General features: G+C 55.9%; 11 protein-coding genes. 3 read left to right on the top strand and 8 right to left on the bottom strand.

What is annotated here, in order from left to right; translation table 11 throughout:
• Nucleotides 1-5 precede the first annotated feature (5 nt).
• From ACN0XZ_RS13715 to ACN0XZ_RS13725, 3 genes are all read right to left on the bottom strand, one after another.
• A complete protein-coding gene (locus ACN0XZ_RS13715) occupies nucleotides 6-1,631 on the bottom strand; it encodes a GMC family oxidoreductase (protein WP_417458343.1) in 1,626 nt (541 codons plus the stop codon).
• Complete coding sequence (locus tag ACN0XZ_RS13720) at nucleotides 1,628-2,986, bottom strand: cytochrome P450 (protein WP_417458344.1); 1,359 nt, start codon at nucleotides 2,984-2,986, stop codon at nucleotides 1,628-1,630. Before ACN0XZ_RS13720 ends, ACN0XZ_RS13715 begins: the two co-directional genes overlap by 4 nt.
• 135 nt (nucleotides 2,987-3,121) lie before the next feature.
• Nucleotides 3,122-3,895 carry a TonB family protein gene (locus tag ACN0XZ_RS13725; RefSeq protein WP_417458345.1) on the bottom strand — a complete coding sequence of 258 codons (774 nt, stop codon included), beginning with the start codon at nucleotides 3,893-3,895 and terminating at the stop codon, nucleotides 3,122-3,124.
• A gap of 397 nt (nucleotides 3,896-4,292) precedes the next feature.
• Here ACN0XZ_RS13725 and ACN0XZ_RS13730 point away from each other — a divergent pair, with 397 nt between their 5' ends.
• Both ACN0XZ_RS13730 and ACN0XZ_RS13735 read left to right on the top strand, forming a co-directional pair.
• Nucleotides 4,293-5,864, top strand: coding sequence for a DEAD/DEAH box helicase (locus tag ACN0XZ_RS13730; protein ID WP_417458346.1), 1,572 nt, complete (start codon nucleotides 4,293-4,295; stop codon nucleotides 5,862-5,864).
• A 109-nt stretch (nucleotides 5,865-5,973) separates the two neighbouring features.
• Entirely contained in the window at nucleotides 5,974-6,765 is a 792-nt protein-coding gene (locus tag ACN0XZ_RS13735) for a hypothetical protein (RefSeq protein ID WP_417458347.1), read from the top strand.
• Nucleotides 6,766-6,824: 59 nt separating this feature from the next.
• Here ACN0XZ_RS13735 and ACN0XZ_RS13740 read toward each other — a convergent pair whose 3' ends face one another.
• The 3 genes from ACN0XZ_RS13740 to ACN0XZ_RS13750 all read right to left on the bottom strand — a co-directional run bounded on the left by ACN0XZ_RS13740 (nucleotide 6,825) and on the right by ACN0XZ_RS13750 (nucleotide 11,631).
• Entirely contained in the window at nucleotides 6,825-7,301 is a 477-nt protein-coding gene (locus tag ACN0XZ_RS13740; RefSeq protein WP_417458348.1) for an energy transducer TonB, read from the bottom strand.
• 160 nt (nucleotides 7,302-7,461) lie between these two features.
• Entirely contained in the window at nucleotides 7,462-11,037 is a 3,576-nt protein-coding gene (locus tag ACN0XZ_RS13745; RefSeq protein WP_417458349.1) for a hydantoinase B/oxoprolinase family protein, read from the bottom strand.
• A gap of 36 nt (nucleotides 11,038-11,073) precedes the next feature.
• Nucleotides 11,074-11,631 (bottom strand): hypothetical protein, encoded by a 558-nt coding sequence (locus ACN0XZ_RS13750; protein WP_417458350.1) that lies wholly within the window; start codon nucleotides 11,629-11,631, stop codon nucleotides 11,074-11,076.
• A 133-nt stretch (nucleotides 11,632-11,764) separates the two neighbouring features.
• On the opposite strand from ACN0XZ_RS13750, the gene ACN0XZ_RS13755 reads away from it, so the two are divergent.
• Nucleotides 11,765-12,214 (top strand): YaiI/YqxD family protein, encoded by a 450-nt coding sequence (locus tag ACN0XZ_RS13755; protein WP_417458351.1) that lies wholly within the window; start codon nucleotides 11,765-11,767, stop codon nucleotides 12,212-12,214.
• Between the two features lie 6 nt (nucleotides 12,215-12,220).
• Here the strand turns inward: ACN0XZ_RS13755 and ACN0XZ_RS13760 are convergent, their stop codons facing one another.
• Complete coding sequence (locus tag ACN0XZ_RS13760; protein WP_417458352.1) at nucleotides 12,221-12,403, bottom strand: hypothetical protein; 183 nt, start codon at nucleotides 12,401-12,403, stop codon at nucleotides 12,221-12,223.
• Between the two features lie 121 nt (nucleotides 12,404-12,524).
• On the bottom strand, nucleotides 12,525-13,703 hold the full coding sequence (locus ACN0XZ_RS13765; protein WP_417458353.1) for a dipeptidase: 1,179 nt from the start codon (nucleotides 13,701-13,703) through the stop codon (nucleotides 12,525-12,527).
• Nucleotides 13,704-13,820: the final 117 nt, after the last annotated feature.

Genomic DNA, 13,820 nt, shown 5'->3' on the forward strand with positions numbered 1-13,820 from the left:
TTGGGTCAAGCTACCTCAAGCTTAAGCCCGGCCTTGATCATATCCGCACATTTTTCTGCGATCATGATGGTGGGTGCGTTGGTGTTGCCGCCAATAAGTCGCGGCATCACGGAAGCATCCACCACCCGAAGCCCTTCAATGCCGATCACCTTCAGCTCTGGGTCGACAACGCTCGCGGCATTATCCCGTGGTCCCATCGCGCAGGTGCCTACCGGATGATAGATCGTCTCCGCCTTCTTGCGGATAATGGCCTCGGTCGCGGCGTCATCTTCTATATCGACCCCAAACCATGGGTCTTTCTCTCGCGCGGTTAGCGCCATCAAGGCTGGTTGATGCATCAGGCGGCGCACGGCTTTCACCCCTTCACGCATCACCCGCAGGTCTTCACCGGCGCTCAGGTAGCGAGGGTCAATTTTCGCGGGCGCCAGCGGGTCGCTTGAGCTCAACCCAATGGTGCCACGGCTATGGGGCCTGAGCTGGCATACATGAATGCCGTACCCGTGCTCATGCGCGTCCTCAAAGCCGTGGGGTTTATCTGCCATCGCCAGCATGATGTGGAACTGAATATCCGGCCGCTCAAGCGCCGGGTCCGTTTTAAGGAATGCCCCAACCGGGGTCACACAGTCTGACAAAACCCCGGGCTTTTTGAGGAGCCATTTAAAAAGCTCCGGCAGCCCACGATGCGGCGCCTGATAGCGGAAAACAGAGATCGGGTCTTTAAGGTGCGCATAAACCGTCAGGTCCAGATGGTCCTGCATGTTTTTGCCAACGCCCCTCAGTTCATGAAGAACAGGCAAGCCAACCGCCTGAATGTCAGCAGGGTCCCCAATGCCGGAAAGCTGCAACAGTTGCGGGCTGTTGATGGCGCCGCCTGAGAGGATAACCTCGCGGCCCGCATTCCAAGTATCGGTTTTGCCCTTGCGCGTAAGTTCAATGCCTGTCGCGCGGGTGCCCTTGAGGATCACGCGGCGCACTTGTGCCTCAGTGAGGATAGTCAGGTTGGGCCGTTTGGAGGCTTCCCGCAGGTAAGCTTTAGCGGCGCTTTGGCGCCTGCCGTCACGAATGGTCTGGTCGTACCAGCCAACCCCTTCCTGCGTAGGGCCATTAAAGTCATCGGTGTAGGGCAGGCCCATCTCATTCGCGGCCTCAAGGAATGCCAAGTTGATCGGGCTTTGGGATGTGTGCTGCGTGGTTTTAAGGGGGCCGTCCGTGTTGTGCAGATCATCCGCCGGGCGGTCGCTACCCTCAGCTTTTTTAAAATAGGGCAGCACGTCATCGAAGCTCCAGCCCGTGCAGCCAAGCTGTGCCCATTCGTCATAGTCCCGCGCATGCCCGCGCACATATAGAAGCCCGTTGATAGATGAGGAACCCCCAAGCACTTTGCCGCGCGGCCAGTATAGCTTACGGCCTTCAAGCTCATGCTGTGGTTCCGTCCAATAATTCCAGTTCAACTTGTTGGGCGGCACCACCTTGATGATCATACCCGGCGCCTCGACGGCCATTTGGCCATCTTTTTTACCCGCCTCGATCAGCAGGACGGAGATATTGCTGTTTTCACTGAGGCGGGCCGCCATGGCGCACCCGGCTGAGCCCGCGCCCACCACGATATAGTCGAAGGTCTTGTTGCTCATACGGTTGCTTTCAATGTCAGGGGCAGGCCGTCAACAGGCTTGATGAGCGGCATGATCTGGAAAGTGGTTTTATAGCCTTCCGGCAGCGAGATTTCATAATGCGGCAAGAGGTGGGTCATGATCACCTTGGCTTGCATATAGGCGAAATGAAGCCCGAGGCACATATGAGCGCCGCCACCAAAAGGCACCCACGCAAACCGGTGCCGCGCGCGCACGCCACCTTCAGGTGAAAAGCGCATGGGGTCAAAGTCTTGCGGTTTTTCCCACACCTCGGCGTCCCTGTGGGTGGCAACCATGCTGATGCCGATCACCGTGCCTTTCGGGATAACATGGCCTGCATATTCAACGTCACGCACCGTTTCCCGCGCAACTGCCGGCACCGGCGGGTTCATGCGTAGTGCTTCCTTGAACGCATATTCGGTGAGCGTGAGATCATTCATCTTGTCATAGGGCAGGCGGTCGTCATTCAGCCCAAGCGACTTGATCTCGACCCGCAGCTTCTCCTGCCATTCCGTGTGCCGCCCGAGCTCGTACACAAGGGTGGTGACCGAGCTTGTGATCGTGTCGTGCGCGGCCATCCAGAGGAAGATCATATGGTCAATGATTTCCTGATCCGTGAAGGTGTTGCCTTCGTCATCTTTGGCCTGACAAAGCTGAGTAAAAATATCGGTGGATTCGCTGTCCCGCCGCTCAGGGATCAGTTTCCGCAGGAAGTCCACCATAAAGGCGCGCCCCTTCACCCCTTTTGCCATCAAGCTGCCGGGGATCGGGATACGTACAACGCCCACACTTGCGGCCACCATGTCGGTGAGCGCTCTATTCACCTTCTGGCTGTCATCCCCCGGTTCAAGGCCAAGGAAAACGGTCGTCGCCATATCAAGAGAAAGCTGTTTGATGGCCGGGTAGAACTGAAAGCTTCCGGTCTCCCCCCAGGCTTTGATGCGCGCTGGCATATCGTCGTTAAGGCGTTCCAGGTAGCCTTTCATGGGGCCGGATTTGAAAGCTGCTGCCATGATGTGCCGGTGGGCCTTGTGTTCATCAAAATCCATCAGCATCAGCCCACGGGGGAATAGTTTCCCGAGATAGGGCGCCCAACCTTTCTCGCTTGAGAAGTTGCGCCCTTTGTCCATCAGCACAAATTCGTTGGCCTCAGGCCCAAGTAAGTTCACCGTATTGCGAAAAAAACTGTTGGAGCGATAAACACTTCCATATTTCTGCCGCATGTATTGGCCGAACCCTACAGGGTTTTTAAGCACCTGCATGGTATGGCCGATGATGGGCCATCCGCTCTCACCAGGAATATCTTTAAGTCGAGCACCCTTCCCGGATGTGCTGCCTTCCGCTGCCGTCTGCATATGTGTCCCCCAACACGTTCATGGTTAAAACGGAACTGAGTAGTCTAGAAATAACTATAAACCGGTATGGAGCGCTGTCAAACCGACATTCGATGAGTTGAATGCCGGTTTGCGGCAGGTATGCGTGGCGCGTGGTTAGTTTGCTGGCATGGTTTTTTGTGTGGCGTGCCAAGGCGCGAAACTGCAGCGGTGATCAGCCGCGCCCTCCGGCAAGTCACCATAGTGAAACTGCACAATCATGTCTTTCCGCTCAATCGGCTTCCCGGCTTTGAGGAAGGGTTGGTATGTCCAGCGCCGAAGTGCCTTCTCGGCGCTATCTGTAAACATCGGATCAGCATCTTTTGTTGCTGTAACCATATTGACGACTTCCCCCTCAGCCGTGATGTCATAGTGAAGTTCAACAAAGCCCTGCTGTTTTTTGCGGGCCGCTGTTCTGGGTATCTCCAGTTCCAGGCAGGCTTTCAGGCTTTGGTGCGGGTCTTGCGGGTTACCCATGGTGGAGGGAAGTCCCGGAAGCTTTGTGTGGGTACAGCGGCGGCTGTCTTCCTCACCAAAGGTGAAGGTCAGCTCTACATTTTCCCGGCGTGCAAGTTCAGCATCTTTCACATAGCCAAAATACTGCCACCGGTTCAATGCGCGGGTAACATAGTCGTCCATTGCTCCTTCGGGCACGCTTTCAGTGATGCGGATATTTTCAACGTTACCATCCGCCGAGATGTCAAAGAGTACACTTACATGGCCTTCGGTGCGGTGGCGTTTGATCTGGTAGGCAAGGCCCGGGTTGGTGCATTTTGACATCAGCCACATGCCGTCCTGTGGGTTGCCATCTTCAAATGCCTGCGCGGGAGAATTTGCCGCCAGCATTACCAATGCCATGCTCCAGAAAGCTGCTAATACATTATTTTTCAACGTTGTTTCCCCATCTCATTTTCATAGGAAAGGCACCCCAAGCCTTGTTGGTTCAAACTTATATGTAGGGCTATAACATTGCAACTTTCGATTATACGGCTGATCACATGTTGAGAGGCCAGGCGGGGTGGCGCGAGGCTCTTTCCTTCAATTCCCTTGCTATTTGGGGTGATCCGTGTTTATTGGCGGCCAAGCACTGCGCGCAGATGACGACCATTTCAGTTTTGTCGTTGGCGGTGATATGAAAGAGCAGCCATCAATATAGACGCTGCCATGAGAAGTGCCAAAGCGCACAAAAGACCCGGCAGCTGATCTACGCAAGCTCCCCTAAAGAATAATAATCGTTGCCTGGCACAGACCGGGTTAGCCGCTTGCAACGACAGATGAAAGCTTTCACTTGAAGCAATTTACTGACCTCGGCCTTGCCGAGGCTATCCTTCGTGCCGTATCGGCGGAAGGTTACACCGTGCCTACACCAATTCAGGCAGAGGTGATCCCTGCTATGCTCGCGGGGCATGATATCATTGGCATCGCACAAACGGGGACCGGCAAGACCGCGTCTTTCGTGCTGCCACTTCTTAACAAAATCGCAGGCCAGAAAGACCGGCCTGCCCCTAAAACATGTGGTGCGCTTATCCTCGCACCAACGCGGGAGTTGGCGGCCCAGATCGCGGATAACATCAAAAGCCACGGCCAGTTCATGCGAATGAGCGTTGCCGTGGTGGTTGGTGGGGCCAACCCACGCCCGCAGATCAACGCCATGGCGAAGGGTGTGGATATTCTGGTGGCAACACCGGGGCGGCTTGAAGACCATATGCAGGCCGGTGCCATTATCCTTCACCAGACGAAGGCCGTGGTGCTTGATGAGGCAGACCAGATGCTGGATATGGGTTTCATCCCAGCCATCCGCCGTATCATGGGCAAAGTACCAGCCGCGCGACAGACTGTGTTGATGTCGGCGACCATGCCGAAGCAAATTCGCGGGCTTGCACAGGATTTCCTGAAGAACCCGAAAGAAATTTCTGTCACACCGGCTTCAAAACCGATCGAGCGGATTGACCAGACCGTTCTGCATGTCTCCAAGGGCGACAAACGTGCGAAGCTGGTTGAGTTGATGAGCGATAAAGCAATCGACCGGGCCATTGTGTTTACGCGCACCAAACACGGTGCGAACAAAGTGGCGCAGCATCTGGAGAAATACGGCCTGCGGGCAGGGGCGATCCACGGTAATAAAAGCCAGGGTCAGCGCCAGCGTACGCTTGCCGAGTTTAAATCCGGCGATGTGCCGATCCTGGTGGCGACGGATATTGCTGCCCGCGGCATTGACGTGGACGGCGTATCCCATGTGGTGAACTTTGAGCTGCCGAATGTGCCGGAAGTGTATGTACACCGTATCGGGCGGACTGCGCGTGCCGGCAAGAGCGGCATAGCAATCACCCTTTGTGACACAGAGGAACGTGGTTTGCTGCGCGATATCGAGAAGCTGATTGGCAAAGGTATTGCAAGCGATGGTGCTGTTTTACCTGAGAGCGATGACGCCAAACCAGCCCCGACAAAAGCTGGCGCACGGCCGGCCCGAAGCGGAAACCGAGGTGGTCAGGCACGACGCCATAACGCCACCGGTGAAAAACATGTTGATGGCCAGCCTAAAAACAAGCGCCGTCGCAATCGTAATGGCGGGAAGCCTCAGGGCCAGACTGAAGCGCAGGGCGGCAAACAGAATGCGTCATCGCGTGGTGGTGCTGGCGCCAGGCAAGATCAGTCTCGTGACGGGCAAGCTCGCAACGGAGAGGCCCGTAATGGCCAGTCTCGTAATGGCCAGTCTCGTAATGGCCAGTCCCGCAACGGTCAGGGCAAACCAGCCGCTCGTAGCTATCGTCAACCTGGCAACGATGGATCAGGCGCTGGTCTGGCCCGGATGCTTGGCAATATAGATAGTTCCCAGAAAAAAGTGAGAGCGGCGTCATAGGCTACGGCCTGTGACCATCATCAAAAGTATCAAGCTCATAAATGCTGGGATACCGCACGGTCGCCATTTGGGGCTTTGTCGTGGTCAGCTCCTACCCAAGGAAGACAGAATGACAAAATCTCTACGTTTGAATCGCCTTGCGCTGCTGCCTATTATCGCTTTCCTGATATTGGCTTTTGCGCAAGGAGCGGTGTTAGCTCAGTCAGCAATACCGCAGAACGCTAGTGCAAAACCCTATGCAGAGGGTTGGGAGTGCGACAGGGGCTATGAAGTGCATGGTGAAGTTTGTGTTGCCGTGAAAATGCCTGAAAACTCCTTTCCAAGCCAAAGCAGCTACGGCCGCGTATGGGAATGCAACTACGGTTACGTCGTCCGGAGTGAACAATGCGTGAGGGTTGATGTGCCTGCCAATGGCTATCTTACCGCGTCTGGTGACAGATGGCGGTGTGAGAGAGGATACAGGCAAGTTGACAACCAGTGCGAGCAGGTTGTGGTGCCGGACAACGGGTATATGACCGATACGACCTTTGGTAATGGCTGGGAGTGTGCGCGAGGTTTTCGCAAAGCTGGCGATAGTTGCAACGCCATCAATGTGCCGCGGAATGCCTATATCTCGGAATCGACCTATGGCCCCGGTTGGAAATGTGGCAGGGGGTTCAAGGCTGAGGGAAACAGTTGCCGAGAAATCGTTGTCCCTGTGGGTGGTTTTTTGACCGACAACGGTGACGACTGGAAGTGCCTGCGCGGGTATAGGGCGTATAGCACTGAATGCGTAGCTGTGAAGGTGCCAGACAATGCGCACCTTGATTACACCGGCCAAGATTGGGAGTGTGACCGTCCCTACATCAAGAACTTTGATGCATGCAAGCTACCTGAGGCGTTAGTCGTGCGCGCTCAGTAGTCAGCTATCCAGCCATAAAGCCGGATATTTCATCCGGCTTTGTCGTTTAGAGTAGGCTACTAACCACCAACCGATGCGGTTGTGCTTTCCGGCAGCTCTGTGTGGGTGCAGTCTTTACCTTTTTTTGGTGCCTCGGGCCCAAACGTGAAGGTCAGTGACACATCCTTGCGTGCAGCTTCCGCGCCATCCTTGATGTAAGCAAAGTATCGCCAGCCGCGCACGGCGTTCAAGACGTTCGTGTCCATCAGGCCTGCGGGTTCGCTTTCGGTGATGCGGATATTCTCCACCCTGCCATTGGGTGCGATATCAAAAAGTACCGACACATGGCCCGCAACTTCATCACGGCGAACCTCATAGGAAAGACGGGCGCCCTTGCAGCGTGATGCAAGCCAATAGCCGTCTGCCGGGTCATCGTCAGCGAGGGCAGGTGGTGCGAAGGTGAGCGTCAACCCGGCTACTGCCATTGCGGACAACAGAGCGCCGGTTTTTTTACGCAAAGATACAAGTGGTTTGCTTGGTATACATATGGAATGCATGGTGCTTCTTCCTCTTCGAGAAGTGACTGTCATGCTCCACTGTCGTAACTTGTCCCCAAAACTGCTGGCTGCTGATCTGCAGCCTTATCCCCTGATTAAAGGCATCCCCATGCCCGAGCGGAATGATAGGCCCATTATGGGATAAACGCAACCATGCGGCTTATTGGATGCCAAAACCACCACCACCGGGTGTTTCAATCAGCACACTGCCGCCCTTTGGCAGGGTGGTGCTATCTGCTGCCCCGAGTATCACCTGACGGCCATCGGGCTCAATGACGGTAGTTTTGCCGGGCAACCCGCGTTTGCCCCCTTTAAGCCCCGGTGGGCCGACATCGCGGTGGCCAGACAGGATAGCAAGCTCCATCTCTTCAAGGAAACGGATGCGCCGGATGGCACCGTCACCACCCCGCCATTTGCCTTCGCCGCCACTGCCCGAACGGATACCAAATTCCTCAATAAGGACCGGGTAACGCCATTCCATCACCTCAACATCCGTCAGGCGGCTGTTTGTCATATGCGACTGGATGGCGCTGGTACCTTCAAAACCCTCACCCGCGCCGGTACCGCCTGCGATGGTTTCATAATACTGATATTCCGCATTGCCGAAGGTGAAGTTGTTCATCGTACCCTGTGAACCCGCAAGCGCGCCTGCTGCAAGGAAAAGCGCGTTGGTGACAACCTGGCTTGTTTCCACATTGCCGGCAACCACGGCGGCGCCCGGCGTTGGGTTCAGCATACAGCCTTTGGGAACAATCAGCTTGATGGGCTTGAGGCACCCCGCATTCAAAGGAATATCTTCGCCCGTTAGTACCCTGAAAACATAAAGGACAGCAGCTTTTGTAACAGCAAGTGGTGCGTTGAAATTGTTATACTGTGTGAAGCTCGTGCCGGTGAAATCAACGGTCACTTCCCGCGCCGTGCGATCGACCTTGAGCGCGACTTTGACAACCGCACCACAATCCATCGCATAGCTTGTCTCACCATCCTTCAGTTTGGAGATAACACGGCGAACGGCTTCTTCAGCGTTGTCCTGCACATGGCCCATATAGGCGGCCACCGTTTCCGAGCCAAATTCGGCTACAAGGCGCCGCACCTGTGCGGCCCCTCGTTCATTTGCGGCGATCTGTGCTTTCAGGTCGGCGATATTCTGGTGCAGGTTGCGAGTAGGATAGGGGCCGCTTAAAAGCGCCTCGCGCACCGCTTCTTCCTGAAACTTGCTGTCCTTTACCAGATGGAAATTAGTGAAGCGGATGCCTTCTTCTTCCAGCGTTTTTGAGTGCGGCGGCATGGAGCCGGGGCTGATACCACCGATATCAGCATGGTGCCCGCGTGACGCTACATAAAACGCTGGTGTCTCTGTATCCTTGCCAAACACCGGTGTGATGACGGTGATGTCGGGCAAGTGTGTGCCGCCGGCCATCGGGTCATTCAGCATGAACACATCACCCGGTTTCATAGTGCCCGCCCGCGCCCGAATGATGGCAGAGATACTTTCGCCCATGCTGCCCAGATGCACTGGCATATGCGGTGCGTTTGCGATCAACTGGCCATCAGCATCAAACACAGCGCACGAAAAATCGAGCCGCTCTTTCACGTTCACGCTATGCGCGGTTTTTGCCAGCACGCCGCCCATTTCTTCTGCCACAGACATGAAGAGATTGTTGAAAATCTCGAGCATGATCGGATCAGGTTTGCCGAGCGAGATGTCGGCCTGGGTCTTCTTCTCCGTGCGGTGCAGGAGAAGCGTGCTCCCGGCATCAAGGCATGCACTCCAGCCCGGTTCCACCATCGTGGTGCCGCCGTTCTCCAGAATGATCGCCGGGCCGGGGACCTGATGGCCCGGTTTTAATGCGTCCCGGTCAAAGACCGCGGCGCTGCCGGTCGCGCCGCCTGCGAACACCATGCGCTCGCCAATAGGGGTTATGCCATCGCCCTTTGCTTGAATATTGAGGGCCGTGGTTGCGGCGCCACCAATCGCTTCGGCCTCCACTGCCTCGACGATAATCACCTCATCCTCTTCGGTGAAGCCAAAAGCGGCTTTATGGGCTGCCTCAAATGCGTCCCGCATAGCGGCGGGCGTGCCATGTGGGATGCTCAGCGTTGTGTCTGTACCGCGATACTTGAGCCGGGCACTGAGGTGGATGGTTTGTTCAGCCGTTTGGACGCCTTGGGCGGCGAGGGTATCCCTTGCCTGCGTCTTCACATTGTCTGCCGCAGCCGTCAGCGCCTGGCCGTCTTCAAGCGGGCTTTCAAGCGCTTGTTCGGCAATCGTGCGTTGGTCCGCGAGGCCCATGCCAAGGGCAGATAAAACGCCGGAGAAAGGCGGCACAACCACCTTTGTGATACCAAGGGCATCCGCCACAAGGCACGCATGCTGCCCGCCCGCACCGCCGAAGGTCAGCAAGCCATATTTTTTGATGTCATGCCCGCGCATGACCGAAACCTTCTTGATGGCCCGTGCCATATGTTCAACGGCCACCCGGAGGAAACCTTCAGCCAGTTCTTCAAGACTGAGGTTAAGGCCGGTGGTGTCGAGCAGGTCTTTCTGCAGTGCCTTGAAGCCTTCACGTGTTTTCTGGGTATTGAGCGCGGCTTTGCCGTCCTCCCCAAATACTTTCGGGAACAGATCTGGCTGCAATTTGCCAAGAAGCACGTTGCAGTCTGTAACCGTGATAGGGCCACCACGGCCATAAGCGGCGGGGCCGGGATAGGCACCGGCGCTTGCGGGACCAACCTGCAAACGACCATCACTGATGCGGCAGATAGAACCGCCGCCCGCCGCGACCGTATGGATGTCCATCATTGGCACTGTCATACGCACGCCCGCAACAACCGTATCAAACACACGTTCATACTGGCCCGCGTAGTGGCTCACGTCGGTTGAAGTGCCGCCCATATCAAACCCGATGAGGTGGCTGACGCCCGCGCGTTCACCGCTTTTGGCTGCACCCACGATACCGCCCGCAGGGCCGGACAGGACGGCATCCTTGCCTTCAAAAGCGGTTGCAGCAGCAAGCCCGCCGTTTGATTGCATGAAATAGAGGTTTGTATCTCCAACCGCACTTTGTACCTGATTAACGTAGCGCCGCAGGATTGGTGACAGGTAGGCGTCTGCTACAGTGGTGTCACCACGAGCTACGAGCTTCATCAGGGGGCTGACCTTGTGGCTCAGGGATATCTGCGTGAAGCCGATTTGGTGCGCGATCTCACCTGCACGTACTTCATGGGCCGGGTAGCGGTAGCCATGCACAAACGCAATGGCAACACTGCGTATGCCAGCGTCAAACGCTTCTTGAAGGGCTGCTTTGCACCGGATCACATCAAGCGGGGTCAGGACGGTACCATCCGCCTGTACACGCTCATGCGCTTCTGCCGTCATCGCGTAAAGTGGTTCAGGCCGGGTGGGCTTGAGTGCGAAGAGATCGGCCCGGTGTTGCTGGCCGATATAAAGCGCATCCTTGAAGCCCGCCGTGATCAGCAGAACGGTTGGCTCGCCATCACGCTCAAGGAGTGCGTTGGTCGCAACCGTCGTGCCCATCTTGACTGCGGCAACTTGGTCGGCTGGGAAGGGGGCATCCCTAGCCGTGCCCATAATGTCGCGCATGGCATGCACGGCGGCATCGTCATACTGGCCAGGCGCTTCGGAGAGATATTTGTGGCTTGAGAGGGTACCGTCTGGATGTTTTGCCACCACATCCGTGAATGTGCCGCCACGATCGATCCAGAACTCAAACATATGGCCCCCAAGCTTAAAAAGTGTTCCTGCTCGTGTTTATTCGCTGCCAAGCCCGGCGACAAGGCCATTATACCGCCTGCGCATATCATTGCCCATGCCGGAGCAGAAGCGTTTGGCGCCGAAGTCGGTCAAGAGGGCGTCAAAAAGCCCACGCCTGCGCCCGATCTTGAACATCACAACAGTGGTTGAGATATCCCCCATCAGGATCAGTCTGTCCCGCTCATTTAACGCGCCCATGATGTCCGTTATCTTGGTGTTGATCGGGGACTGATTGATGAGCGTGGCAACCTGAAGTGTGCTTTTTGCGGCGATGGTATTGAGCGTGCGCACATCCATCGCGTCGTCAGCACAGATCAGATTATAGGCCATGACCTGTGATGCTTCCTCAAGCAGATGGAAGGCTGACTGGTTTCGGTTCTCGTTGAGATATTGCAGGTGTTCGGCTGCAAGCATGCGCACGATCTCCGCCCGTTGCAGCATGAACTGCATGGACTGCAGTGCCCGTTCTTGTTCATTTGGCTGTGGCGCGGGCGCTTCCTGTGCCAATGCGGTTGGCACCAAAAGCAGCATCAATGCGGCCGAAACGGCCTTCATTATCTGAAATCGAAACATAGACTTAACCATCACACTTTATGTCAGAATGGTTACATAACATTGTTTTCAATCGGTGCGCCATGTAAATGGACATGTTGACATGCATATGAGTTCAAACAGCCAAGGATTGCTCGTGACCGAAATTTACGTAGATGCTGACGCTTGCCCCGTGAAAGAGGAAGCCTTGAAGGTTGCCTACAGGCATGACCTTGTACTGCATCTGGTAAGCAACCAGTGGCTGCGCCTTGAGGTGGGTGAGCGCATCAACAAGGTTGTTGTGGGTGACGGGTTTGATGCAGCTGATGACTGGATCGCAGACCGCGTGGGCGCGGGTGATATCTGCATCACGGGTGATATTCAGCTTGCAGCGCGCTGTCTTGAAGCGGGCGCGCAAGTGCTGGGGCACAATGGCAAACCCTTCACACAAGAGAATATCGGCATGGCACTTGCGATGCGGGAGCTTAAATCCCAGTTGAGGGATATGGGAGAGGACCGCGGTTTTAACGCGTCTTTTTCCGGGAAGGACAGGTCTCGTTTCCTGTCAGCCTTGGAGGCGGCGGTACAGCAGGCGCGCCGCCGGTAAGCAACATCACGCTTTGATATCGATCTTCAGGCCCTTGCCGCGATCTGTGTGCAGGGCGTCAACCTTCACTTTGCTGCGCGGTACATCGTCAAGATCGATCTTGATCTTCGATTCCGGGCCTTTGGTGGAAAGGCGTGACGGCGCAATGTGAAGCGGATTGGCGTTTGCGGATGAAATGCTTTCGATCATGTCTCTGACCTGTTGTCCAGTTGGGTTGTCATCAAGTGATGCCTTGATGACAGAGCCCTCAGCCAATGTGAAGAGACGCGTAAAATTGTAGCTAAGTTTCCTGTGGATAACTCGGCATCATTTATTCCGGCAGCCACGCATGTAGGAAATTGATGCTGCTTTCCCCCATCACCTGGCGGATATCGTCTGTACTGACGCCAAGATCAAGAAGGGCGGCGGTGATCGCTGGCATATGGTCAGACGGCATGGCGGTCACAGCGCCGTCCCAGTCTGAGCCGAGGGCGACATGGTCCGCACCAACAAGGTCAATACCGTACGCAATAGCTTTCGCGATATCTTGGGGCGCGGTACCGCAAACGGCGGTTTCCCAATATCCAACGGCGATAAGCCCACCTTTGGCGGCTATCTCTTTCATCAGGTCATCAGAGAAATTGCGCTCCGTATCACACGCGCCGCGAAAACCGGTGTGCGAGACGACAACACCGCGAGACGTGATGGCGAGTGCATCACGGGCGGATTGCTCTGACGCGTGAGCGAGATCGATGATGATTTCAAGTTCATCAAGGCGGCGCACCACCTGTTTGCCAAAATCGGTTAGCCCGGCTTTGCTGACACCGTGAAGGGAGCCGCCCAGTTCATTGTCAAAAAAGTGGGTGAGGCCGACCATGCGGAAACCAGCTTCAAACATCTTATCCACGTTGGCGATATCACCTTCAAGGGGGTGAGCGCCTTCTGTTCCCAATAGCGCGGCAATTGGTTTGGGGCTGGCGCCGGATTGGTGCGCGGCCAGAAACGCTTTCAATTCGGCTTGGGAGCGCACCCACATAAGGCTGCCCTCAGATTCCTGAATGAAGTCATCCAGTTTCCCAGCCTGATAGAGCGCGCGGGCAAGCAGGCTGCTATGCGTGGCACTGGGCCAGCCTTGCAGGTAGGACACCAGCGTAATGTTGTCGCTGTCTGCCTCATTGGCATGGACGTTCATGTTTCGCGGGGTTTTGGTCACGGTGGTGAACATCTGCAAGGCCATATTACCGTCTTGCAGCCGGGGTACATCCACATGCCCGCGGTCAGCCCGTTCAAGCAAGCTACGGTTCCAGAGCAGGGTGTCGGCGTGCCAGTCCATGATGCGGAGTGAGCGGTGAAGTTCTTCCGCTTCCGTACTGATAGTGAACGGCCGGTTGTCGACGATCCGGTTAAGCTGCCGCTCCAGAATGCCAGGCCCGAAGGCGCGGGCGGCGATATATAACACACCGATAACCGCCAGCGTGCCAACAAGCCATTTCACTATTTTGCTTTTCATGATGTTCTCCCCATTCTCCTTATAAGGTGGATGGGAAAACGGGTTTGTCCAGCCCAGGATGTGCTTGTTGGTGCGAAACAAAAAAAGGGCGCTACCTGAGCGCCCTTAGTCAAGTGT

It is taken from the genome of Kordiimonas sp., from assembly GCF_048264555.1.
Taxonomy (GTDB): Bacteria; Pseudomonadota; Alphaproteobacteria; order Sphingomonadales; family Kordiimonadaceae; genus Kordiimonas.